24 protein-coding genes are annotated in these 24,821 nt (G+C 54.6%); 20 read left to right on the top strand and 4 right to left on the bottom strand.

Annotated features, from left to right (window positions below):
- Window positions 1–11: 11 nt before the first annotated feature.
- The 16 genes from BBD38_RS09070 (at window position 12) to BBD38_RS09145 (ending at window position 16,797) form a co-directional block, all read left to right on the top strand.
- Entirely contained in the window at window positions 12–794 is a 783-nt protein-coding gene (locus tag BBD38_RS09070) for an electron transfer flavoprotein subunit beta/FixA family protein (protein ID WP_066687161.1), read from the top strand.
- A gap of 17 nt (window positions 795–811) precedes the next feature.
- Window positions 812–1,837 carry an electron transfer flavoprotein subunit alpha/FixB family protein gene (locus tag BBD38_RS09075; RefSeq protein WP_066687164.1) on the top strand — a complete coding sequence of 342 codons (1,026 nt, stop codon included), beginning with the start codon at window positions 812–814 and terminating at the stop codon, window positions 1,835–1,837.
- Window positions 1,838–2,344: 507 nt separating this feature from the next.
- Window positions 2,345–3,292: an L-lactate dehydrogenase gene (locus BBD38_RS09080; protein WP_066687167.1), complete on the top strand. Its 948-nt coding sequence runs from the start codon at window positions 2,345–2,347 to the stop codon at window positions 3,290–3,292.
- Between the two features lie 14 nt (window positions 3,293–3,306).
- Complete coding sequence (gene fumC, locus BBD38_RS09085) at window positions 3,307–4,671, top strand: class II fumarate hydratase (RefSeq protein WP_066687171.1); 1,365 nt, start codon at window positions 3,307–3,309, stop codon at window positions 4,669–4,671.
- A 169-nt stretch (window positions 4,672–4,840) separates the two neighbouring features.
- The gene (locus BBD38_RS09090; protein WP_066687612.1) at window positions 4,841–5,641 is read left to right on the top strand and encodes a CoB--CoM heterodisulfide reductase iron-sulfur subunit B family protein; all 801 of its coding nucleotides are present in this window, start codon (window positions 4,841–4,843) and stop codon (window positions 5,639–5,641) included.
- 38 nt (window positions 5,642–5,679) lie between these two features.
- Entirely contained in the window at window positions 5,680–6,030 is a 351-nt protein-coding gene (locus tag BBD38_RS09095; RefSeq protein ID WP_066687614.1) for a 4Fe-4S dicluster domain-containing protein, read from the top strand.
- A gap of 426 nt (window positions 6,031–6,456) precedes the next feature.
- Window positions 6,457–8,445, top strand: coding sequence for a CoB--CoM heterodisulfide reductase iron-sulfur subunit A family protein (locus BBD38_RS09100; protein WP_066687173.1), 1,989 nt, complete (start codon window positions 6,457–6,459; stop codon window positions 8,443–8,445).
- Window positions 8,433–8,888, top strand: coding sequence for a hydrogenase iron-sulfur subunit (locus tag BBD38_RS09105; RefSeq protein ID WP_066687175.1), 456 nt, complete (start codon window positions 8,433–8,435; stop codon window positions 8,886–8,888). Before BBD38_RS09100 ends, BBD38_RS09105 begins: the two co-directional genes overlap by 13 nt.
- The gene (locus tag BBD38_RS09110; RefSeq protein ID WP_066687177.1) at window positions 8,876–9,853 is read left to right on the top strand and encodes a 4Fe-4S dicluster domain-containing protein; all 978 of its coding nucleotides are present in this window, start codon (window positions 8,876–8,878) and stop codon (window positions 9,851–9,853) included. The genes BBD38_RS09105 and BBD38_RS09110 overlap by 13 nt, the downstream gene beginning before the upstream one ends.
- Window positions 9,853–10,878 carry a 4Fe-4S dicluster domain-containing protein gene (locus BBD38_RS09115; RefSeq protein ID WP_066687180.1) on the top strand — a complete coding sequence of 342 codons (1,026 nt, stop codon included), beginning with the start codon at window positions 9,853–9,855 and terminating at the stop codon, window positions 10,876–10,878. The genes BBD38_RS09110 and BBD38_RS09115 overlap by 1 nt, the downstream gene beginning before the upstream one ends.
- 9 nt (window positions 10,879–10,887) lie before the next feature.
- Window positions 10,888–11,715, top strand: coding sequence for an FAD/NAD(P)-binding protein (locus BBD38_RS09120; protein WP_066687183.1), 828 nt, complete (start codon window positions 10,888–10,890; stop codon window positions 11,713–11,715).
- 24 nt (window positions 11,716–11,739) lie between these two features.
- Window positions 11,740–12,441, top strand: a complete 702-nt coding sequence (locus tag BBD38_RS09125; RefSeq protein WP_066687193.1) for a 4Fe-4S dicluster domain-containing protein — start codon at window positions 11,740–11,742, stop codon at window positions 12,439–12,441.
- Between the two features lie 13 nt (window positions 12,442–12,454).
- Window positions 12,455–14,071, top strand: a complete 1,617-nt coding sequence (locus BBD38_RS09130) for an FAD-binding protein (RefSeq protein WP_066687196.1) — start codon at window positions 12,455–12,457, stop codon at window positions 14,069–14,071.
- A gap of 77 nt (window positions 14,072–14,148) precedes the next feature.
- The gene (locus BBD38_RS09135) at window positions 14,149–14,871 is read left to right on the top strand and encodes an MBL fold metallo-hydrolase (RefSeq protein ID WP_066687200.1); all 723 of its coding nucleotides are present in this window, start codon (window positions 14,149–14,151) and stop codon (window positions 14,869–14,871) included.
- Window positions 14,872–14,934: 63 nt separating this feature from the next.
- Window positions 14,935–16,173: a glutamate-5-semialdehyde dehydrogenase gene (locus tag BBD38_RS09140; protein ID WP_066687206.1), complete on the top strand. Its 1,239-nt coding sequence runs from the start codon at window positions 14,935–14,937 to the stop codon at window positions 16,171–16,173.
- A 12-nt stretch (window positions 16,174–16,185) separates the two neighbouring features.
- A complete protein-coding gene (locus BBD38_RS09145) occupies window positions 16,186–16,797 on the top strand; it encodes an HdeD family acid-resistance protein (RefSeq protein WP_066687209.1) in 612 nt (203 codons plus the stop codon).
- Window positions 16,798–16,952: 155 nt separating this feature from the next.
- Here the strand turns inward: BBD38_RS09145 and BBD38_RS09150 are convergent, their stop codons facing one another.
- Window positions 16,953–17,864: a magnesium transporter CorA family protein gene (locus tag BBD38_RS09150; protein ID WP_066687215.1), complete on the bottom strand. Its 912-nt coding sequence runs from the start codon at window positions 17,862–17,864 to the stop codon at window positions 16,953–16,955.
- Between the two features lie 120 nt (window positions 17,865–17,984).
- Between BBD38_RS09150 and BBD38_RS09155 the strand changes: the two genes are divergently transcribed.
- The 3 genes from BBD38_RS09155 (at window position 17,985) to BBD38_RS09165 (ending at window position 21,099) form a co-directional block, all read left to right on the top strand.
- Window positions 17,985–18,551 (top strand): hypothetical protein, encoded by a 567-nt coding sequence (locus tag BBD38_RS09155; RefSeq protein WP_066687217.1) that lies wholly within the window; start codon window positions 17,985–17,987, stop codon window positions 18,549–18,551.
- Between the two features lie 84 nt (window positions 18,552–18,635).
- A complete protein-coding gene (argH, locus tag BBD38_RS09160) occupies window positions 18,636–20,015 on the top strand; it encodes an argininosuccinate lyase (RefSeq protein ID WP_066687219.1) in 1,380 nt (459 codons plus the stop codon).
- Window positions 20,016–20,046: 31 nt separating this feature from the next.
- A complete protein-coding gene (locus BBD38_RS09165; RefSeq protein WP_147568131.1) occupies window positions 20,047–21,099 on the top strand; it encodes a L,D-transpeptidase family protein in 1,053 nt (350 codons plus the stop codon).
- Between the two features lie 135 nt (window positions 21,100–21,234).
- On the opposite strand, the gene BBD38_RS09170 is transcribed toward BBD38_RS09165, so the two are convergent.
- The 3 genes from BBD38_RS09170 to BBD38_RS15195 all read right to left on the bottom strand — a co-directional run bounded on the left by BBD38_RS09170 (window position 21,235) and on the right by BBD38_RS15195 (window position 24,036).
- The gene (locus tag BBD38_RS09170; RefSeq protein WP_066687223.1) at window positions 21,235–22,005 is read right to left on the bottom strand and encodes a methyltransferase domain-containing protein; all 771 of its coding nucleotides are present in this window, start codon (window positions 22,003–22,005) and stop codon (window positions 21,235–21,237) included.
- 150 nt (window positions 22,006–22,155) lie between these two features.
- On the bottom strand, window positions 22,156–23,514 hold the full coding sequence (locus tag BBD38_RS09175) for an MATE family efflux transporter (RefSeq protein WP_066687226.1): 1,359 nt from the start codon (window positions 23,512–23,514) through the stop codon (window positions 22,156–22,158).
- Between the two features lie 360 nt (window positions 23,515–23,874).
- The gene (locus tag BBD38_RS15195; RefSeq protein WP_147568132.1) at window positions 23,875–24,036 is read right to left on the bottom strand and encodes a FeoB-associated Cys-rich membrane protein; all 162 of its coding nucleotides are present in this window, start codon (window positions 24,034–24,036) and stop codon (window positions 23,875–23,877) included.
- A gap of 374 nt (window positions 24,037–24,410) precedes the next feature.
- Between BBD38_RS15195 and BBD38_RS09180 the strand changes: the two genes are divergently transcribed.
- Complete coding sequence (locus BBD38_RS09180; protein WP_066687228.1) at window positions 24,411–24,782, top strand: metal-dependent transcriptional regulator; 372 nt, start codon at window positions 24,411–24,413, stop codon at window positions 24,780–24,782.
- Window positions 24,783–24,821 lie beyond the last annotated feature (39 nt).

Consider the following 24,821-nt stretch of genomic DNA (forward strand, 5'->3'; position numbering starts at 1 on the left):
GGGATAATACAGTGAATATAGTTGTTTGCATCAAACAGGTACCGGATACGAACGAAGTGAAGCTCGATCCCAAAACGGGCACACTCATTCGCGAGGGCGTTCCCTCCATTATTAATCCGGACGATAAAGCGGGCCTTGAAGCGGCCCTGAGGCTCAAGGATTCCATGGGCGCGAAAGTCAGCGTGCTTTCCATGGGGCCGCCGCAGGCGGACGTTGCCCTGCGGGAAGCGCTCGCGATGGGCGCGGACGAGGCGATCCTCATTACGGACAGGGCGTTCGGCGGCGCGGATACGTGGGCCACGTCCTCCACGCTTGCTTCGGCGGTGAAGAAGCTGCCGTTTGACCTGATTATTACCGGGCGGCAGGCAATTGACGGCGATACGGCGCAGGTTGGCCCGCAGATCGCGGAGCACCTCCACCTGCCCAATATCAGCTATGCGGAAGAAATCAAGGTCGAGGGAGACAGCATCATCGTAAAACGGCAGTATGAAGACCGGTATCACATTATCAAAGCAAAGATGCCGTGCCTCATAACGGCGCTTGCGGAACTGAACGAACCCCGCTATATGACCCCGATGGGCATCTGGGACGCGTACCACGAGAAGGAAGTTAAAATCTGGACGCTGGAAGACCTTGATGTGGACCGTGCAAATATCGGCCTGAAAGGGTCGCCGACGCGTGTGTGGAAGTCGTTCACCAAGCCTTTAAAGGCCGCGGGAACGGTTGTAAACACGGACGTTCAGGATTCGGTCGAATTCCTGATGGACTCGCTCCGCAGTAAATTCGTACTGTGACGGAAAGTGGTGATACAATGAATATACAGGACTATAAAGGCGTATTCGTATTCGCACAGCAGGAAGATAATAAACTTGCGGGCGTGTCGCTCGAGCTGGTCGGCAAGGCGAAGGAACTCGCAAAGGACCTCGGGACGGAAGTGACGGCGGTTGTCCTTGGCTCAGGGATCGAAGATATGGCGAAAAAGCTTGGACGCTATGGCGCGGATAACGTAATCCTGGCGGACGACCCGGGCCTTAAGGTATATATGACGGAGCCTTACGCGCATGTTTTAACGCAGGTTATCGAGGCCAAAAAGCCGGAAATCGTGCTTTACGGCGCGACGGCCATCGGCCGCGACCTTGCGCCGAGGGTATCGGCGCGCGTGCACACCGGCCTCACGGCGGACTGCACGGGGCTTGAAGTAGACCCGGAAACAAAAAACCTGCGCATGACGCGCCCGGCTTTCGGCGGGAACATCATGGCGACGATTATCTGCCCGGAATTCCGGCCGCAGATGGCGACGGTCCGCCCGGGCGTGATGCAGCGCATCCATCCGGCGGCGGAATCTTCCGCGAAGGTGGAGCATTACAAGGTAGAGCTTCCGCAGGAAAGCTTTAATGTGGAAGTCCTCGACATTGTTAAAAAGGTCAGCGACAGGATGGATATCCAGGATGCGAAAATCCTTGTGTCCGGCGGCCGCGGAATGGGATGCCCGGAGAATTTCCAGCTTTTGGAAGACCTCGCGGCGGCATTCGGGAACGGTGCGACCGTAAGCTCCTCGCGCGCGTGCGTGGATGCGGGCTGGGTAGAGAAGGACCGCCAGGTCGGGCAGACAGGCAAGACGGTTCGCCCGAACCTTTACATTGCGTGCGGCATTTCGGGCGCCATCCAGCACCTTGCGGGCATGGAGGATTCCGACCTTATTATTGCGATCAATAAAGACGAATATGCGCCGATTTTTGAAGTTGCGGACTATGGCGTTGTGGGCGATGTGACGAAGATATTGCCCGCCTTTACCGAACAGGTGAAGCGCGCCATTGCAGAGAAAAACGAATCATAACGGAAAAAAGCGGGGCTGTCTCATATCGGGTGAAACAGCCCCCTTTTGCATTCCGGGAAAGAAAAGGCAAAATGTGTCATAAAAAGGTGGTTCATTACGCGGGAAATGTTAAATTGTGAAAAAAAAGGCAATAGCGCGTTAAAAAATCATGAACTTTATGCCTTTTAGGTCGCGGAAGTATTTACAAGAACGTTATAATTTGTTAAAATATACACAAACTTTGTTTTTGGTGAACGATACGTATGGGGAGCGTGCCACAGGATGACTGCAGAGAGGCAAACAGTATGGCTTAGAGGCAGCCTGGAGCGTAGGAAAAAGAAGCGCTTTGGGCTCTGTGTAGTCCCGGAATATCCGGCATGCGAAAAAGTATCACAGTCAAAAAGAGAGGGCGTACGCACCGCAGATCGTGAGCGGCGCGGAATGCCTGCTTTTTTTGAAGGGGAAAGTTATGAAAAGGCGATAAGCCTATATGTTTGCAAACGCAACAATATTTAGGAGGATGCAGTAATGAGCAGGAAAGTAACGATCATTGGCGCTGGAAGCGTCGGTTCCACGATCACGTACACGATGGCGGTAAACGGACTCGCTTCCGAGATCGTAATGATCGACGTCAATACCGAGAAGGCCCTTGGAGAGGCGATGGATATTCGCCAGGGTACGCCGTTTTGCTCCCCGATCCAGATTTACGCGGGGACATATGAGGATGCAAAGGGCTCCGACGTCGTGGTCATCACGTCGGGCATGCCGCGGAAGGCGGGCCAGTCCCGGATTGACCTTGCGCAGACCAACGTGGACGTGATCCGCGAGATTGCGCCCGAGATCGTGAAGCATGCGCCGGATGCAATCTACATCCTGGTCAGCAACCCGGTGGACGTGCTTACCTATACATTCTGCAAGGTGTCCGGCCTGCCGGAAAACCGGATTATCGGTTCCGGGACGATCCTCGACACCGCGCGCCTGCGCAGCCGCCTCGCGGAATACCTCAGCATCAGCCAGAAGAGCATCCATGCTTATGTAATGGGCGAACACGGCGACAGCTCGTTCGTCCCGTGGTCCACGGCGCGCGTGGGCAGCGTCGAGATTCTCGACGACAAGGGCGGGTTTAACTTCACGGGCCGCATCAAGGCCAAGCTCAACCCGGAGGAAATCGAACAGTATATCCGCACGTCGGGCGGCAAGATTATCGAGCGCAAGGGCGCGACGTTTTATGCGATCGCAATCTCCGTGTGCCACATCGTGGACTGCCTGTTCGGCAGCTCGAACCGTGTAATGACGGTATCCTCCATGCTGCACGGGGAATACGGCATCGACGACGTATGCCTCTCGATTCCGTTCATCTTCGGGCCGCAGGGCATCTGCGGGAACGTGCTTCCGGCAATGACGGAGCAGGAACTTGAAAAGCTCCAGCACAGCGCGGACGTCCTTAAGAAAGTTATCAAACAGGTTAATATCTGATCGGAGGGAGCCATATGGAATACCGTATCGAACGGGACTCGATGGGGGAAATGAAAGTCCCGGCAGATAAATACTGGGCGGCGCAGACACAGCGCAGCCTGCAAAACTTTGAAATTGGCGGCGAGGTAATGCCGCGCGAAATTACGCACGCGTTCGGGATACTGAAGAAGGCCGCGGCAATTGCGAATTTTAACCTTGGCAAAATCAGCGGGGAGAAGAAAAACGCGATTGCGGCGGCGTGCGACGAGGTAATCGCGGGAAAGCTCAACGATCATTTTCCGCTCGTAGTGTGGCAGACGGGTAGCGGTACGCAGTCCAATATGAACGCGAACGAGGTAATCGCCAACCGCGGGAATGAAATTGCGGGCGAAAAGCTGCTCCACCCGAACGACGATGTGAACAAATCACAGAGCTCGAACGATACGTTCCCCACGGCGATGCACATTGCCGCGGTGCTCGGGATTGAAGACAACCTGATCCCGCAGATGGATGTGTTCATCGAAACGCTGAAGCGCCTCGAACAGGAAAACGAAGGCATTGTGAAGAGCGGGCGCACCCATTTGCAGGATGCGACGCCCATTGCCTTTTCACAGGAAATCAGCGGCTGGCGCAACATGCTCGAAAAGACGAAGGGAATGCTTATGGCGGCGCTGCCGGGCCTCAAAGAGCTTGCGCTCGGCGGTACGGCGGTCGGGACGGGGCTCAATGCGCCCGAAGGCTTTGCGGAGGAAATCGCGAAGCAGGTAGGGATTTTGACCGGAAAAGAGTTTGTGACGGCGGAAAACAAGTTCCATGCCTTAACGTCCAAGGACGACCTCGTATTTGCGCACGGCGCCCTGAAAGCGCTCGCCGCAAACATGATGAAGATTGCCAACGATGTGCGGTGGCTCGCAAGCGGCCCGCGCTGCGGCCTTGGGGAAATATTCATCCCGGAAAACGAGCCGGGCAGCTCGATCATGCCGGGTAAGGTGAACCCCACCCAGTGCGAAGCAATGACGATGGTTGCCGTGCAGGTAATGGCGAACGATGTTGCGGTCGGCATGGCGGCTTCCCAGGGGAATTTTGAGCTGAACGTATTCATGCCGGTATTGATCTATAATTTCCTGCAATCCGTGCGGCTTCTGGCGGACGGGATCGCGTCCTTTAACAAGAACTGTGCGGCGGGGATCAGGGCAAACAGGGAAAAAATGGCGCACAACCTGCATAATTCACTGATGCTGGTGACGGCGCTCAACCCGTATATCGGCTATGATAACGCCGCGAAAACGGCCAAAAAGGCCTATAAGGAGAATATCTCGCTCAAAGAGGCATGCGTGGAGCTCGGGTTCCTTACGCCCGAGAAGTTTGACGAGGTGTTCCATCCGGAAGAGATGATATAAGGGCAATGAATAAGTAACAGGTAATAATGAATAATGAATGATGAAGGAATGCGCTTCGCGCATCAATCATATCATCGGCATAGCCGACTCCATCATCAATGATTCATTTTATACGGTCCATTTGTCGGATCGTGATATGGAAGGAGAGCGGATTCGATTGGAATCGAACATAAAATTCAGTTATTATCCGGGCTGCACCTTGAAAACAAAGGCAAAAGACCTGGACAGATACGCGCGGGAATCCGCGGCGGCGCTCGGCGTGGAGCTCTGCGAGCTGCCCGAGTGGCAGTGCTGCGGTGCGGTCTATCCGATGGCGAGCGACGAAATCGCGACGAAGCTTTCGGCAGTGCGCGCGCTCGCGGATGCCAAAGCGGCAGGGAGCGAGCTCATTACGCTGTGCTCCGCCTGCCATCACGTAATCAAGCGTGTGAACGGCGATATGGAATCGAACGGCGACATGCGCATGAAGGTAAACAACTACCTGAAGCTCGATGAGGATTACGCGGGAGAGACGACCGTACTGCATTATCTTGAAATGCTGCGGGACCGCGTCGGGTGGGACGAACTGAAAAAGAAAGTGGTACGTCCGCTCAAGGGCAGGAAAATCGGGGCCTACTACGGCTGCCTTCTGCTTCGTCCCGCAAAAGAAATGCAGTTTGACAACCCGGAAAACCCGTCGATTATCGAGGATTTTATTGCGGCAATCGGCGCTACGCCGGTGAAATATCCGTACCGCAACGAATGCTGCGGCGGGTATGTGGTGGTAGAAGATAAGGAAGCGCCGAAGAAAATGAGCGGGAAGGTTCTGAATTCGGCGGCGAAGCATGGCGCGGAGGCCGTTGTGACGGCATGCCCGCTGTGCAAATATAATTTGGAGGAAAACAGTGCGGGAACGGGCGTTTCGGTCTGGTATTTTACGGAATTGCTCGCAGAGGCGCTGGGACTTAAGGAAGGGGGCGATGCGCAGTGACGGACGCACAAAAGGACCGCAAGGAGCTGGTGCTGCGGATGAGCGGCGTCGATCCCGGGAAATGTATGACGTGCGGGAAATGCTCGGGGACATGCCCGGCCTATGACGAGATGGAATATCATCCGCACCAGTTTGTTTCGATGGTCAAAAAGGGAAATATCGAACCGTTGATGCGGTCAGAATCCCTGTGGCAATGCCTTTCCTGTTTTGCGTGTATGGAGCGCTGCCCGCGCGGGGTGGAGCCGGCCAAGCTGATCGAGGCGGTGCGCCTGCTTGTGATCCGCGAGAAAGGCGGAAACCATTTAAACGCACAGGAAATTCCTGGAAAGCTGGATGAAAATATGCCGCAGCAGGCAATCACCAGCGCCTTCCGGAAGTATGGAAAGTGACAAAGCCAAAGCAAGTAATAGGTAATAAAAAGGAGTGCGCTGCGCGCACGAAGCTTTGACAATAGGGAAGAGCAGGAGCAAGGAATACCTATCTGGGACGCCAAGAGCGAAAGCGATTGGGTAACCGAAGCTATGCAAAGCTCAGAGCGAACTTTGCTCCGACAATTAACAGCACATAGAATGGGGCCCCCGATGAACTCGAACGAAGTGAGTTCATAGGGGTAGAGGAGCAGCCGCCCAAAAAGCGAAGAGTCGCACGATAGGGCGACTCGAGCAAAAGGGCGTGTACAGAGGCATGGGGCCCCCGATGAACTCGAACGAAGTGAGTTCATAGGGGTAGAGGAGCAGCCGCCCAAAAAGCGAAGAGTCGCACGATAGGGCGACTCGAGCAAAAGGGCGTGCTGCGACGAGAGGAGTGAATTTTTCTTGCAGAGAATAGGAGTTTTCGTCTGTTGGTGCGGAAGCAACATTGCGGCCACGGTGGACGTTTCGGCGGTTGCCGAAGCGGTCAAAAGCGAGCCGGGGGTTGTTCTCGCCACAGATTACCAGTATATGTGCTCCGAGGTGGGGCAAGCGAAGATCAAGGACGCGATCAAAGAGCATGGGCTCACGGGCGTTGTGATCTGCTCGTGTTCACCGCGGATGCACGAGGCGACCTTCCGCAAGACGGCGGCCGCCGCGGGCCTCAATCCGTATATGGTAGAGATCGCGAACATCCGCGAGCAATGCTCGTGGATTCATAAGGAGAAAGACGAGGGAACGGAAAAGGCAATCATACTCGCAAAAGCGGCGATTGCCAAGCTGAACCTTAACGCCCCGCTGACCGCGGGGGAAAGCCCGGTTACAAAGCGTGCGCTCGTGATCGGCGGGGGCATTGCGGGCATCCAGACGGCGCTTGACATCGCGGATGCGGGCTATGAAGTGGATATCGTTGAAAAGTCGCCGACCATCGGCGGCAAGATGGCGCAGCTTGACAAGACGTTTCCCACGCTCGACTGCGCGGCATGCATCCTGACGCCAAAGATGGTGGACGCGGCGCAGCATGAGAAAATACACCTGTATACCTACAGCGAAGTGGAAAAGGTTTCCGGCTTTGTCGGCAACTTTACGGTGGATATCCGCAAGAAGGCGCGGAACGTGAAGGAAGACCTGTGCACGGGCTGCGGCGTGTGTATGGAAAAATGCCCGTCCAAAAAAGCGAAAAGCGAGTTCAATATGGGGCTCAATACCCGCAGCGCCGTTTATGTGCCGTTTGCGCAGGCTGTACCGAATGTGCCGGTGATCGACCATGACGCATGCATTCATTACAAAACGGGGAAATGCGGCCTGTGTGAAAAAAGCTGTCCGTCGAACGCCATCGATTTTGAACAGCAGGACGAGATCATTACGCGGGAATACGGCGCGATTATCGCGGCGACAGGCTTTAATCCGATTCCCATGGATGATTTTGACGAATACGGATATTCGCAAAACCCGGACGTGGTCACCTCGCTTGAATTTGAGCGGCTGATGAACGCGGCGGGGCCGACGAAGGGCGTTTTGCTTCGCCCGTCGGACGGCAAGCATCCGAAAACGCTGGTGTTCGTACAGTGCGTCGGCTCGCGCGACACTACGGAGTGCGGCAAACCGTATTGCTCGAAAATATGCTGTATGTATACCGCGAAGCACGCAATGCTTGTGCGGGAAAAATACCCGGATACGGAGGTTTATGTGTTCTATATCGACGTGCGGACGCCGGGTAAGAATTTCGACGAGTTCCAGCGCCGCGCGGTTGAGCAGTATGGCGTGAATTACGTCAAAGGAATGGTTGGCAAGGTCGCGGAGGAAGACGGCGTGCTCCATGTGCAGGCGTCCGACCTCATCAGCGGCACGCAAATGCACATCGATGCGGATATGGTGGTCCTCGCGGCGGCAATCGAGCCGGACAAGAGCGCCCGGCCCCTCGCCACGATGCTCACGGCCAGTATGGACACCAACGACTTTTTTACGGAAGCGCATCCCAAGCTGCGGCCGGTGGAAAGCCCGACGGCGGGCGTATTCCTTTCGGGGATATGCCAGGGGCCGAAGGATATCCCGGAAACGGTCGCGCAGGCAGGGGCCGCCGCGTCAAAGGTTATCGGGCTCCTGGCCAAAGACAAGCTCACATGCAATCCGTGTGTCGCGGGCAGCGACGAGCTTTTGTGCAACGGCTGTTCGGCATGCCAGAATGTGTGCCCGTACGGAGCCATCGAATATGTGGAAAAGGAAATTAACGACCACGGCGTGCGCGAAATGCGCAGGGTCGCCGAGGTCAACGAAGCCGTTTGCCAGGGCTGCGGCGCGTGCACGGTGACGTGCCCGTCCGGGGCAATGGACCTCAAGGGCTTTACAAATAAACAGATTATGGCGGAGGTGGATGCGATATGCCGGAACTGAACGAACAAAAAAGCAGCAGCGAATTCAAGCCGCTGATCGTCGCATTCTGCTGTAACTGGTGCAGCTATGCGGGCGCGGACCTTGCGGGTACAAGCCGCCTTAATTATCCGGCCAACGTAAAGATTATCCGCGTGCCCTGCTCGTGCAGGGTGAATCCGATGTTTATTTTGCGGGCTTTCCAGCGCGGGGCGGACGGTGTGATTATCAACGGGTGCCACCCGGGCGACTGCCACTATTCAACGGGAAATTATTACGCGCGCCGGCGGATGGCGCTCCTGTTCAGCATGCTTGAATACCTTGGCATTGAAAAAGGAAGGACCCGCGTCGAGTGGGTGTCGGCGGCCGAAGGCCAGCGCTTCGCGCAGGTAATGAACGAATTTGCAGAAACCATCCATAATCTGGGTGAGAACAAGAGACTGGAGGACCTGAGATGCAAGCGGTAGAAAAAGCAATCAAGGAAAAAGCGCGCGCGCTGCTTGCAGACGGCACGGTAGACCGGGTGCTCGGCTGGGAAAAGGGCGAATATTGCTACGATAATACGCCCGCGGTTTTCACGGCGGAAAATCTCGGGAACCTTGTATACAACAGTTTCTGCGGCGCGAATTTAAGTAAATATCTCATTGCGGAAAGCAAAAAAGAGGGCAGGGTGCTTGCGCTTCTAAAGCCCTGTGATACGTACAGCTTCAACCAGCTCGTAAAAGAGCACCGGATTGACCGGGAAAAGGTCTATGTGCTGGGAATCCCGTGCCACGGGATTGCAGACGTGGAAAAGCTGAATGTAAAAGGCGTGAAGGGAATCGAACGTATCGCGGAGGACGGCGGCACGCTGACCGCGCAGACGCTGTACGGCGAAAAGACGTGCGAAATAAACGATGTTTTGCTCGAACGGTGTATGGCGTGCAAGGGGCCGGAGCATATGGCCGCGGACGACGTGATCGAAGACACGGCGCCGGTGGAACTGAGGAAGCACGACCGCTTCGGCATGGTGGAGAAGCTCGAACAGATGACGCCGGATGAGCGCTTTGAATTCTGGCGCAGCGAGCTTTCAAAGTGCATCCGCTGCAATGCCTGCCGGAATGTATGCCCCGCGTGCTCGTGCCTGAAATGCGTGTTCGACAACGACGCGTCGGGCGTCGCTGCCAAGGCGAATGTAGATACGTTTGAAGAAAATATGTTCCATATCATCCGTGCGTTCCACGTAGCCGGACGATGCACGGACTGCGGCGAGTGCAGCCGGGTATGCCCACAGGGTATTCCGCTGCATCTTTTGAACCGCAAGTTCATTCAGGACATCAATAAGAATTATGGCGAATACCAGGCGGGAGCGGACGACAGCTCCGCGTGGCCGCTTGTGGATTACACGCAGGAAGACGTGGAACCGGGCGCCATCGAAGGAGGGAAGAACTGATGCAGAAAATAGCGATGGACCGCATTTCGGAGTTTTTTTCCGCGATTGCGGCGGAGCGGGCATTGTACCTTCCCTTAAAGAAAAAAGGCGCGGTCAATTTCGGGAAATGGGAGGAAGGCGCGGATGTGGATTTGGATGCCCTTCACACCGTGAAATCCCCGAAGGGCCTGTTTTTTCCGCAGAGCGAGGACCTTGTTTCCTTCAAAATGCAGGGAAAGGAAATTTCTATTGACGCGCCGGATGCGCCGGACGAAAAATTTGCGGTTTTCGGCGTGCGCGCATGCGACGCAAGGGGGATGGATATCCTCGACAGGGTGTTCCTTTCCGATCCGGTAGACACCTATTATGCGGCGCGGCGGGAAAATGGAATCGTGGTTACGCTTTCGTGCTCCGCACCGGAGGAAACCTGCTTTTGTTCGGTGTTCGGGATCGATCCGGCACGGCCGGGCGGGGATGTTTCCGCGTGGATCGCGGGTGGCTTCCTCTATGTAAAGGCGCTGACCGAAAAGGGCGAGGCCCTTCTTTCCGGGCTTTCACTGCTCGAAGCGGCAGACGAGGCGGAGATCGGCCCGGCGGTGGAGCAAGTGAAAGCGGTCATGGAGAAGCTTCCCTTAAAAGACCTCGACCTGACGGGAATCGATGGAAGCGCGACCGAAAAGCTGTTCGCGTCCGAAAAATGGGCGGAGCTTTCCCGCGCATGCCTTGGCTGCGGGACGTGCACCTATGTGTGCCCGACCTGCCAGTGCTATGACATCCGTGATTTCGATACGGGCAAAGAAATCCGGCGTTACCGCTGCTGGGATTCATGTATGTATTCCGATTTTACGCGCATGGCGCACGGCAACCCGCGCAAGAGCCAGGTAGAGCGTTTCCGCCAGCGGTTCATGCACAAGCTCGTGTATTTCCCGGCGAACAACGACGGGATGTATTCGTGCGTAGGTTGCGGCCGCTGCGTCGCAAAATGCCCGATCTCCATGAACATTGTGAAGGTCGCAAAAGCTTTGGGAGCGGAGGCGAAGGAATAAGATATGAGTATGAGACAGGATACGCTGATCCCCCAAATAGGGGTCATTACGGATATCAGGAAGGATACGCCGGATGTAAAAACGTTCCGCGCGGTGTCGCCCGAAGGAGGCGTGGTTTTCAAACATATGCCGGGGCAGTGCGCCATGCTTTCCATACCGGGGGTCGGGGAAGCGATGTTTTCCATCACCTCGTCGCCCACAAATACGGAATTTATGGAATTCAGCATCAAAAAATGCGGATGCCTGACCGACTGGCTGCACCAGATGGACGTGGGGCAGCAGATCACGATCCGCGGGCCGTATGGCAATGCGTTCCCGGTGGAGACGGAGCTGCGCGGCAAGGATTTGCTGTTTATTGCGGGCGGCATCGGCCTTGCGCCGCTGCGTTCAGTGATTAACTATGTGCTGCATTACCGTGAAAATTACGGGAAGATCGATATCGTTTACGGGTCGCGTTCCAAGGACGACCTTGTGGATTTTAACGAGATCAGGGACGAATGGTCGCATGCTGAAAATGTAAATGTGTATCTCACGATCGACCGTAAACAGGAAGACTGGGACGGCCATGTGGGCTTTGTTCCCAATTATGTGAAAGAACTCGGTTTTTCCACGGATAAGACGGCGCTCGTATGCGGGCCGCCGATCATGATTAAATTCGTTCTGGGCGCGCTTTCTGAGCTCGGTTTCGATAAGAAGCAGGTTTATACGACAATGGAACTGCGGATGAAGTGCGGGGTCGGCAAGTGCGGACGCTGCAACATCGGTTCCAAATATGTATGCAAGGACGGCCCGGTTTTCCGCTGCGATGAGCTTGAAGAACTGCCGGACGAATACTGATTGAGAGGAGAGACAGAGAGGGTTATGGAGAAAATGGTAAATGTCTTCCTGTTTGGAAAGAAATATAGCGTACCGGCGGGCCTCACCATTATGGGGGCGATGGAATACGCGGGGTATAAGCTCGTGCGCGGGTGCGGGTGCCGCAACGGTTTCTGCGGAGCCTGCACGACAATCTACCGCATCGCGGGCGATAATACGCTGAAATTCTGCCTCGCGTGCCAGACCACGGTGGAGGACAACATGTATGTTGCGACCCTGCCGTATTTCCCGATCGTAAAACCGCTTTACGATATCGAGGAGGTGCGCCCGGACGAGCAGATTATGATGCAGCTTTACCCGGAAATTTATAAGTGCATCGGCTGTAACGCATGCACCAAGGCATGCACGCAGGATTTGAAGGTTATGCAATATATCGCGCACGCACAGCGCGGTGAATACGATAAATGCGCGGAACTTTCGTTCGACTGCGTAATGTGCGGGGCGTGCTCCGCGCGCTGCCCCGCCGAGATTTCGCATCCGCAGGTTGCGGTTCTCGCGCGCAGGCTTACCGGAAAATATATCGCGCCCGAGGCAAAACACCTTACGCAGCGCGTGAAGGACATTGAACACGGCGATTTCACCCAGCTCCTCGAGGATGTGGCGGCAAAGCCCATCGAAGAGCTTAAGGAGCTTTATAACCACAGGGAAATCGAGAGCGATCAGACAGCACCGACAGATGAGGATTAAGGAGGCGGGAAATATGTTTACACCGGAAATGCTTGCTTCGGCGAAGAAGGTCGAGGCGACAAGGGCTTCAAGGATCGGTATGGAGCCGAAAAGGATGACCGCCGAAGAAAAACACAATCTGCTGCGGGAATTTCATCCGGATTATAAAACGGATGGTTTTGAAAATTTGAAAATAGGTCCCAACAAAGGGGAAAAGGTGCCGAAGGAACTGGCGGCGCTTTTGCAGGCAAACAGCCGCGTGAAAGGGCTTGACCTCGATCTTGGTCGGCTTGCGTACGATGTGGATGTGCTCATCATCGGCGGCGGCGGCGCGGGCGCTTCCGCGGCAATCGAGGCGCATAACGGAGGCGCGAACGTGATGGTCGTGACCAAACTGCGGATGGGCGACGCGAACACCATGATGGCGGAGGGCGGCATCCAGGCCGCCGATAAGGCGAACGACTCCCCGGCGATTCATTACCTCGACGCGCTCGGCGGGGGGCATTACGCAAACAAGCCGGACCTCCTGAAAAAGCTTGTGACCGAAGGGCCGGGGGCCGTCAAGTGGCTTAACGACCTCGGCGTGATGTTTGATAAGGCGCCGGACGGCACGATGATTACAACGCACGGGGGCGGCACGTCCCGCAAGCGTATGCATGCCGCGCGGGATTATTCGGGCGCGGAGATTATGCGCGTGCTGCGCGACGAGGTGTGGAACCGGAAAATCCCGGTTGTGGATTTCACGGCTGCGGTGGAATTGATTCTTGATGAAAACGGCCGTGCGGCAGGCGCCGTGCTGCAAAATATGGAGACGGGCGAATACCTTGTGGCCCGTGCAAAAACGGTGATCCTCGCGACGGGCGGCGCGGGCAGGTTGCATTACCAGGGCTTCCCGACCTCCAACCACTATGGCGCGACAGCGGACGGACTTATCCTCGCGTACCGCGCGGGGGCGAAGCTGCTATACCAGGATACGCTGCAATACCATCCGACAGGCGCGGCGTTCCCGGAACAGATTTTCGGCGCGCTTGTGACGGAAAAGGTGCGTTCGCTCGGGGCAATGCTCATCAACTCGGAAGGCGAAGCATTCATGCATCCGCTGGAAACGCGCGATGTTGCGGCGGCCTCCATTATCCGCGAATGCAAGGCGCGGAATAAAGGGATTCCAACGCCCGAGGGCTGCGGCGTGTGGCTCGATACGCCTATGATCGATATGATCCACGGCGAGGGCACGCTCGAAAAGCGTATCCCGGCGATGCTGCGGATGTATATGAAATACGATATCGATATGCGTGAGGTGCCGATTCTCGTTTACCCGACGCTGCACTACCAGAACGGCGGAATCGATATTTCGGTGGACGGCCAGAGCGGCGTCGAGAACCTGTTTATCGCCGGTGAAGCGGTAGGAGGAATCCACGGGAGGAACCGCCTGATGGGCAACTCCCTCCTCGACATCATCGTGTTCGGGCGCAACGCCGGGAAGAGCGCGTCGGCGAAGGCGAAGGATGTAAAGAACGGAAAGCTGACGCTTGGGCATGTGGACGCGTACGCGCAGGAAATGGCGGATGCCGGGATCGTTACGGACAAGGTATCGCCGCTGCTGCTTCCAACCTATACGCACGGCCGCGAAAAATGGCAGGCGGAAAAATAAAGAAATCTAAAAAACCGTCCGCAAGGGCGGTTTTTTGGTTATAGTAACAGAGGGAAAATTTATGGAGGGAAGGGCCTATGCAAGCGCGGATTACCTATCTTGACAACAGTGGTTTCGCAGTGAAAACAGAGCGCAATTTTTTGATTTTTGATTGCTGGAATAAGCATCCGACGGGCGGAAAGCAAGGGCTTGCGGGCGGCGTGATCGATCCGGAAGAGCTTGCGGACGAGCATGTTACCGTGTTTGTCTCGCATGCCCATGGCGATCATTATAACCCAATGATTTTCAAATGGGCGGAGAAAATTCCGGATATCCGCTACGTATTATCCGACGATATCCGCCCGCATCCCGGCGCGCTGGCGGCCGCCCCAAGCCGGGACTACAGCCTCGGCGGCATGGACATCAAAACTTTTCGCTCAACGGACGAAGGCGTGGCGTTTCTCGTGGATGTGGACGGGCTTGCGGTTTATCATGCGGGCGACCTCAACTGGTGGCATTGGGAAGGGGAAGACCCGGCGTGGAACGCACAGATGGCGCGTGATTACAAAAACGAGATCAACCGCATGGCGGGCAGCAGGATCGACCTTGCCTTCCTGCCCGTCGATCCCCGTCTTGGCGGCAGCATGCTGCTTGGCATCGAATATTTTATGGAACATGTGGGCGCAAAGCGGGCCGTTCCCATGCATTATGGCGGCGCGGGCGCAAAGGCGGCGCACGCCCTGCGCGCCTCGAGGGTGCTCGCGCCCTTCCGCAGCCGGATCGTGATGCCTATGGAGCGCGGCGAAAGCATCCTGCTGTAAGGCATAATTGTAATTCTTAAAACGGAATGGTATACTAAAAAAAACGGCAAAGGAGTGTTCTCCATGGGTAAGGTAATACAGGTAGCGGAAGCGGCAAAAGCGGCAAAATCCGCAATGAACCGCCTGAATACAATTGAGAAAAACAGGATTCTTGAAGCGATGGCCGCGGGCCTTCTGTCCCACACGGAAGAGATTATGAAGCAAAATGCGCTCGATGTGGAAGCGGCGCGCGAAAAAGGCCGTACGCCCGCGCTGATCGACCGTCTTGCGCTCGATAAGAAACGAATCCAGGCGATGGCGCAGGGGCTTCGCGACGTAGCGGAGTTGCCCGATCCGATTGGTGAAATCGTCCATGCGACAAAGCGCCCGAACGGCCTTTTGATCGCCAAGCAGCGCGTACCCATGGGGGTAATCGGCATTATTTACGAAGCGCGTCCGAATGTTACGGCGGATGCGGTCGGCCTGTGCCTTAAAACATCGAACGCTGTGGTCTTGAAGGGCGGCAGCGAGGCAATTCACTCCAACATCGCGATTGCGGACGTGCTGATCCGTGCGGGAGAGGCGGCCGGTATGCCCAAGGGCGCGGTGGGCCTCATAACCGATACGTCCCGCGAGGCAGTGGCGGAAATGATGAAGCTCAACGATTTGATCGATGTGCTCATTCCGCGAGGCGGCGGCGGGCTCATTCGGTCCGTGGTACAGAACGCGACGATTCCGGTCATCCAGACGGGCGTCGGAAATTGTCATATCTATGTGGATAAAACGGCGGATTTTGAAATGGCGACGGCAATTACGGTCAATGCGAAGACCTCCCGCCCGGCGGTTTGCAACGCGGCGGAAAGCCTGCTCGTGCACCGCGGTGTTGCCACGGAATTCCTGCCCAAGGTTTTCCGGGCGCTGAAGGAAAAAAATGTGGAAATCCGCGGGGATGCGGTATGCCAGAAGTATGGCGCCATTCCGGCCACCGGGGAGGATTACGACACGGAATTCCTCGATTATATTATCTCCGTAAAGGTGGTGGACGACGTGGAGGAAGCCATCGACCATATCAATCGGCACGGCACAGGTCACTCCGAGGCGATCATTACCAACGACTACCGAAACGCGGAGCGGTTCAAAGCGGATGTGGACGCGGCGGCGGTGTACGTCAACGCCTCCACGCGGTTTACGGACGGCTTTGAATTCGGTTATGGCGCGGAGATCGGGATTTCCACGCAAAAGCTTCACGCACGCGGGCCGATGGGCCTTACAGAGCTTACGACTACAAAATTCGTCATAGACGGCGACGGACAAATACGCTAGGAGGAAGGCACAATGGATAACGAAAACTTGATCCCGGATATGGAACCGGAAGCGGAGGAACTGTTAATCAAGCGGGTGAAACAGCATAAGATTATGGGCTGCATCATAGCGGTCTGTATGGCCGTGCTTGGCGCCCTGTTGCTTGTGATGCCTGCGGGCGTCGGCTTTGCGGTCAATTATGCGGTTGCGGTCGGCATACTTTTAATGGGCGTATACGAATTGATCGCATTTTTCAGGACGGAGCCTTCCTATCGAAACGAGGGTACTCTTGCCAGCGGCGTAATACTTGCGCTTATGGGCATTGTAATCATTATACTTTCCATTGGCGACCCTGCGAACCAGATTACCATGATGGGGATTTTCACCACGGTGCTTGGCTTTTTCGCATTATACCGCGGAATCATGGAATTCTTCTCCTACAGCCGCTTTAAGCAGCTCGACACCAAGGATACCGCCTGGCTGATGATGAGCGGGATACTGAACCTTATTATTGGCGTTTTGATGGTGATCCTGCCTTTTACCGGCCTTATCTCGGTCGCGCTTGTACTTGGCATTTACCTGATTGTTGCGGGAATTGCGCTTTTTGCCGAGGCAATATCGGGCAAGATTGCAAGAAAACGCTAAGCCGGGAGAGATTGATTCTATGGGGGTACAATCGTCGAAGCAGGAACAGAAACCGGCCTTTATACGGAGTTGCTTTCGTTCCTGCGCAGGTACAAATGGGCGTTGATTTCTTCGTTTTTTTATAAAAAGCGGGGCCGCATAGCGGCCCTTTTCGTTTAAAACCATTTATGCTTTTTAAAGTAAACGATTCCCACGACCGCCACGAGAATACAAATTACAATGACAACAGGATAAGCCGCCGCAAAGCCATATTCGGGCATGCGCAGATTCATCCCGTACCATCCCACGATCAGCGTCAGCGGCATGAAAATAATCGTCACAATAGTCAGGATTTTCATAATGTTGTTGGTGCGGATATCAACCTCGGCCTGGTAAGCCTCGCGAATTTCGGAGACGTATTCACGGAGGTTTTTGGCCTTATCGTACAGCCGCTGCGTTTTGCCGTGAATGATATTCAAAAAACGGATAGAACGGCTGCTGAAAACATGCTTTTCATTCATGGCCACGTATTCAAGGATGCTCAGCAATCCTTCATAATAACGCATGATTGCCATCAGGCGTTTGCGCTCGTGTATGATTTCCTTGGTGAAATTTTCCTGCCGGTCCGTCAGGACCCGGTCTTCCAGATCAGCGATTTGTTTTTCGATATTGTCTAATTCGGCGAGGTCGTCGTCAAGCTGGTATTCAAAAAACGCGCATAATAACCTGCCCATTCCGGCCGCTCCGGCATTGTTTTTTGCAAAACGCTCGAGCATGGAAGCAAGGTTTTTACATTCATCGCAAATAAGGTACATCATATTTTTTTGGATAAGCACAAAGACGGAGGGGCTATGGGCAAGGTCGCGGAAAGAACGGAACAGCGGAAGGCACAACAGGTCAAACTGCTCATGGTTTTCAAACCGCATGGAGGGATTTTCAAAGATGTGCCTTGCCAGCGCTTCCGGAAGCATTCCCGATAAATAGTTGAGCGCTTCCGGAACCGTAATAACGGAAATATAGGAGTAGCCGTCCTTTTGAATCATTTCACCCGCAGGGGACATATTCCCCTCATAAATCTGGTACAGCATATTCCATCCCCCTTCTCGTGCATCATTGTAGCACCAAACCACGGCAAATGCAAAAAAGTATTTTTCATGGTATAATATGCATAAACAACTGGTTGGGGGAAAAACCGGAAGGAGATAATTGTGCGAAAGAAAAAGATCATTTTAATCATTGTTGCCGTGCTGGTCGTGGCTATGTTCGCGACGGGATGCATGGGCAACACAAATGCAATGCTGATGAGCCGCCTGAGCAGCCTCGAATCGGAGGTTGACAGCCTTTGGCAGGAAATTTACGATTTGCAGGATGAAGTGTATTATGGAAGCTGGGAAGAGCCGGGATTTCCGGAGGATTCGGCAGAGCCGTCTATAGGACCGCTGCCAACGCCGTCTCAAACGCTTTCCGGCGATGACTATGCAGATGCTGTTGCGGCGCTCGGAACAGAGGTGCAGGCTGCGGCCGACAAGGCTGCGGGGGTTACGGTGCCGGCGACCTATGAGGAAAGCCTGAGTCTTTATTTTGAGATGAAGTCGGAGTTTAAGGCGCTCGAATACGAAATCGATGCGCTGGACAGCCGGATGGAACTGGATTACCTGTCGGGGATGCTTGCGGGGGAAGATTACCGTGCGTATGAGTACCAGCTCGAACAGATGGACGACCAGCTCGACGCGGCAAAGGACCAGCTGGAAATCAGGCTCGGGATAGACGATTAAAAATACGTGAAAAAGACAGCGTAGCGCTGTCTTTTTTTGTGTTATAATAGATAATATACAGAAAAATAGTAGGAGTAATGATTGATGTCGAAATTATGGGGCGGACGGTTCGAGGAAAATACGGATGAGTTTGCGGAGGGCTTTCAGTCCTCTATCGGCTTTGACAGCCGCATGTACCGCGAGGATATCGCGGGAAGCATTGCGCATGCGCATATGCTCGGCGCACAGGGCATTATTCCGCAGGGAGATGCGGACAGGATTGTGGAAGGACTGGAATCGATCCTGGACGATATCGATGCGGGCAGGGTGGAGTTCTCCGTGCACGATGAAGACATTCATATGAATATTGAGCGGCTGCTGACCGAACGGATCGGCGATACGGGCAAAAAGCTGCATACGGGGCGCAGCCGCAACGACCAGGTCGCGACGGATTTTCGGCTTTATATGAAGCGCATGGCGGATGAGACCGTGGAATACCTGACGGCGCTCTGCGGTACGCTTGTGGATATCGCCGAGGAAAACATCGATACCATCATGACGGCGTACACCCATCTGCAAAAAGCGCAGCCCACGACGCTCGGGCATTATATGATGGCCTATTTTGAAATGTTCTACCGCGATATCCAGCGGTTCATGGACTGCAAAAAGCGGACGGACGTCCTGCCGCTCGGGGCGGGGGCGCTGTGTGCGACGACCTATCCGATCGACCGGGAGATGGTGGCGGAAGAGCTTCACATGTCGGGCATAACGCGCAACAGCCTCGATTCGGTTTCAGACCGGGACTTTGCGCTTGAATACCTTGCGGCGGCCTCGGTGTGCATGATGCATCTTTCGCGCCTGTGCGAGGAGATTATTCTCTTTTCCACCAACGAATATGGAACGCTCCGGCTTTCGGATGCCTACTCTACCGGGTCAAGCATTATGCCGCAAAAGAAAAACCCCGATATGGCGGAGCTGATCCGCGGTAAAACGGGAAGGGTCTACGGCGATCTTATGGCGATGCTCACGGTGATGAAGGGGCTGCCGCTCGCCTATAATAAGGATATGCAGGAAGACAAGGAGAGCGCCTTTGACGCGGCAGATACGCTTATGGCCTGTTTGAGGGTTATGAACGGGATGCTGAAGACGGCGGAATGGAAGAAGGACCGGCTGCGGGCCGGGGCGGGCCTCGGTTTTACGAACGCCACGGACGCGGCGGATTATTTCGTCAAAAACGGAATGGCGTTCCGCGACGCGCACGCGGTGGTAGGGCACCTGGTGCTGTACTGCGAGCAGCATGGAAAAGCGCTCGACGACCTGACGCTGGAGGAAATCCGGCAGTTTGCGCCGGAAGCCGGGGAAGATATTTTTGACGCAATCAGCCTCGAAACGTGTGTACATACACGGAATGTGCCCGGCGGTCCTGCGCCTGAAATGGTGCAGGAGCATATCCGGCAGGCAAAAAGGCTGCTCGGCGAATTGTAATTGACATATCAGGCGGGGGAAAGGATTGAAAATGGATTTCAAGAAGGCGGGCTGTTTTATCATTGCGCTCATGCTCTGCGTGGGCATGGGCTTTGGATGCGCAAAGGAAGAACCGGAGCCTGCGGCAAGCGAAACGCCGGTACAAACGGCTTCGGCTGAGCCGACGCCTTCTCCTTCTCCTTCGCCGGAAGCATATACGGTGCTCAGCGAAAGCGCGCAGGGGCCGGAAGTAAAAGCCTTGCAGGAAGAGCTGATGAAGCTTGGATATCTTGTGCAGGATAAGGCGACGGATTATTACGGCTCCATGACGAGGCTGGCGGTTGCGGCTTTCCAGAAGCAGAATGCCCTGCAAGCGGACGGAATTGCCGGGGAGAAAACCCAGAAGCTCCTTTATTCGGGAAACGCGAAGGAATGCGACCCGTTCTCTAAAGTTGCGCCCACCGTGGACATGACGTTTGAGGAGCTGGTGATGAGCGACGACGGGACCCGCGACCAATATCCGGAGGGATTTCCGGCAGCGGACACCTATAAGATTATTGTGGATATCGAGCACCAGGTGACGATGGTCTATTCCAGGGACGAAAACGGCGATTATACGGTTCCCGTACGCTATATGCTGTGTTCCACCGGAAAGGACGACTGCACGCCCAAGGGAACGTTTAAAATGGACAATTACCATGTGCGGTTCAGCCAATTTGCCCGCGATAAGACATATGGACAATATTGGACGCAAATAGAAGGGGCGATTTATTTCCATACGATCCTGTATAAAGAGTTCGATACGTCGACCTATATTGACGAGGTATGGGAAAAGATGGGAACCGCCGATTCACACGGATGTATCCGCCTTACCGTACCGGATGCGAAGTGGATGTGGTTCAATATTGCACCGGGAACGACGTGCGTGATCCGCGACGGGGATGCGGACGACGAAGAGACTGCCGCAATCCGCAGGCAGCTTGTGCTCGCCGGCTTGCCGGAGGAACGCCCCGACGTCGACCCGCAAAATATTCCCAGCACGGATAACTGGAGCGTCTCCGACGTGGCGCACGACGTGCCGTTTGTGCAGGGATCACAGGATTGAACAAAAAGAGGCTGCCTCGGGGCAGCTTCTTTTATACTTATATGCTATGTTTTTTCGTATCCGCATATGATCCGCCGCGTACCGCGGCACAATCATTATTAACTATTACTTATTACTTATCCATTGCCCTTTGCGCTATTTTACGGCGGTGAAAAAGAAGCGCGGGAAACGGAAAATGATTTTACCGTTTTTTTGCGCTGGATAACTTTCGCCGAGAAGCCTGCGGATATCCCCTTCAAATGAATCTTTTTCATCGGGGCCCAATTGTTCAAGATAAGGCCGCAGGCCCGTTCCACGATACCAGTCGAGTATATCCTCCACGGAATCCATAATGTGGTAATAGGTAGTCTGCCAGAGGGAAACGTTTGATGAAATTCCGGACAGGAGGGCGTAGTATTCCTCGGGCGCAAGCGTATGGAAGATGCGCTTTTCGGAAAAGGAACCGTTCCATTTTGCGGAGTGGACCACTGCCTCGATAATCCGGTGAACCGGCTCGTGGAAATTCATGGGAACCTGCACGGCGAGCATTCCGCCCGGCCTTATGAGTTCCATCATGGCGGGAACCAGGGTATGATGGCTTGGAATCCACTGGATACAGGCGTTTGAAAATACAACGTCAAAATCATGGGGCAGCCGCCGGAAGCCATCGGGGGCCTTGCATACCTGCCAGTTTTCCTGCGGATATGTTTGCCGTGCGCGGCCGACCATATCCTCGGAGCCGTCCACCCCCAAAACATATGCGCCGGGATAATGCCTGCGCAGCACATGCGTACTGTTTCCGGGACCGCAGCCGACATCAAGGACGCGTGCAACGCCTTTTTGGGGAAGGCGCGCCGCGAGGTCGCGGGAGGGCTGGGTACGTTCCTGCTCATATTTCAGGTAGAGTGCAGAATCCCATTGCGTCATAAATTCACCTCATCCGGTATTAAAAGAATTGTCAGGGCCATCCGGGTACGCTGCTTTTATTGCGGTATGCGCAAAACACAGGAAAATCCCGGAAGGCGGGCCGTAACGCCGCACCAATAAAATCGTACCAAAGCCAATCCGCAAAGTCAATCAATTGGATTTGATTGCCGGGGACTGCGGACGGTGCCGTTTGAAAAACGATACGACAAACGCGATGCAGCAGGCAAAGGTCAGCAACTCGGCGAGGGGGACGGTCATCCATACGCCGTTGAGGCCGAATATTCCCGGCAGCAGGAGCAGCCCGGGGATAATGAGCGCAAACCCGCGCAGCACGGAAAGCAGGAACGAAGGCCTGGGCCGCGCAATGGAGGCAAAAAACGAGGTCGTCACCACATTGATTCCCGCGAAGAGGAAACCGAGGAAATAAACTGACAGTCCGTCCCGTGTGAGCGCTTGCAGCTGCCCATTTCCCTCACTGTTGAAAATGGAGGCGATCTGGTCCGGGAAAAACAGGGCGGCGAGGTAAAACAGGCCACCGAGTACAAATGCGAGCGCCGCTCCGAGGAGATAGGTCCGCAGCACATTGCCTATGCGCCCCGCACCGTAATTTACGCTGACCACAGGCTGAATTCCCTGGCCAACGCCCGTGAATATTGCAATGCACACAAGCGCAAGGTTGGCGACAATGCCGTATGCGGCCACGCCGATATCCCCGGCGATTCCGATGATTGTCATATTAAACAGGAAAATGATTATACCGGAGGAAAACTCGGTGACAAAAGAAGGGATACCCGTAAAGATGGAATGTGCGAGTTCCTTGCGGTTTATGCGGGTCCGAATAAGCCGGAAGTGGTTCTTTTTACGGGAAAAATGCGCCGACAGGATGACCAGGCTCAGAATAGGGGCAACCCCGGTTGCAAGCGCCGCGCCGAAGATGCCGAGCTGCAGCGGAAAGACAAAGATATAATCGAACACGATATTGAAAAGGCAGCTGCCAAGCATGCCGAACATCGCGAGGCGGGGATTTCCGTCGTTGCGCACAAACGCGACAAGCAGGTTATTGATGATAAACGCGCAGGAAAATGTCATCAGAAGCTTTAGGTAGGTGGCGGTCATGGAGATAATGTGCTCGTCGTTTGCGCCGAGCATTACCGCGATAGGACGGTTCCAAAAAAGCCCGCACAGCGTGAGGATAACGCCGACGACAGCCGCTAAAATAAAGGATTGTGTGAAGATGCGGCTGCCCGCATCCTGCTTTCCTTTGCCTGTGGCGATGGAAAAAAGCGTCGCGGAACCGATGCCGATGAGGAGGCCCGTTCCGTTGATAAGGCTGAATACGGGCAGCGCGAGGTTCAGCGCAACAAGCCCGTCTGCGCCGACGCCGTTTGCGACAAAAAACGTGTCTGCAAGGACATAAAGGGAAACCCCGAGCATGCTCAGCACATTCAGGGAGACGTATTTGAAAAACGTCTTGTAGATACTTTGGTTCAGGATTCCTGATTGTTCCATTTTTTCCTCCCGGCCGGGCGCAAGGGGCGCTCTCCGGCGTAGCTTTACCTGTTTGCCGCGGCCTGTTCCACGGACCCAATATCTAAAAATAATAGGCCTTCGCGTATCCGAAGGCCTAACAATACGAAAAAGTGGTGCGCCATGCGCCGCGCACCCGGCGGTGCTTTTTGCGGCGCATATCCAACAGGAAGATACCGCTCCTCCTGTTTATTGGATTATTGTACTAATCCGTTGCATTATAGCAGAGTAAAATTTTGCTGTCAAGCAAGACAGGGAATTTTAATGCCTGTTTATTGCCAAATGAAAAAACGGCCATGGCATCGGCCGTCTTTCCGGAGGTCTGTATTTAAGAATGGGGGGTCAAATTTTATGGGTGGAACCCTTATGGCAGGAGGATGAATGCGAACAGCCTTTGCATGAACCGCAGCATCCTCCTTTTTTTTGCTGCCGGATGAGTCCCCAGATGGAAAGCCCGAAGAGAACGGCTACGATTACAACTACGAGTATGGTTCCCGGATTCACTTTAACGCCTCCTTCGCTCCCTTTCGCCGGGTTCCTGATTTTCGCCGGGCCAGGGGCCGGAGGTCATCGGCCATGGACCCGGCGCGAAGCATATCAGGAGTATGTACGTATGGGGAACGTATCTTTTTTTTGCGGCACGCGGGGGATTAACCTGCATGCCGGTTTGCCTTGCGCGGCAAACGTTGCACTGGAATTAGCCTTGACTAACTCCGTTTGTAAAATCATGGTTAGTCTCTGCTAACCATGATTAAAGTTTACCACTTATCCCGGTATTTGTCAACCCCGCATATCAAAAATATATTTGAGAACAAAGGGACCGTATGTTACAATAAAGGCAATAACTTCGGAGACGAAGAAACGGAGGGGAAGGCGGAATGCGCGAATCTGGGGAAAACTATCTGGAGACAATTTTACTCCTGCAAAAGAAGCTCGGCTGCGTCCGTTCGATTGACATTGCAAATAAGCTTGACTATTCCAAGCCCAGCGTCAGCAGGGCGATGAGCATCTTAAAGAAGCAGGATTATATTACGATGGATAAAAGCGGCTTTATCGAGCTGACGGAGAAGGGACTGAAAACGGCAAGGGAAATTTATGAACGGCATACGCTGATCCAGGAATTCCTGATTGAAACGCTTGGCGTAGAGCCCGATATTGCGGAGCAGGACGCATGCCGGATCGAGCATATTATCAGTGTTCGTACCTTTGACCGGATCAGGGAATATGTGCAGGAGCACCATCAATCATAAGCGGCGGGAAAAGCTTCCGGTATGGAAGCTTTTTTTACT

The sequence above is a fragment of the Christensenella intestinihominis genome (assembly GCF_001678845.1).
GTDB lineage: Bacteria > Bacillota > Clostridia > Christensenellales > Christensenellaceae > Christensenella > Christensenella intestinihominis.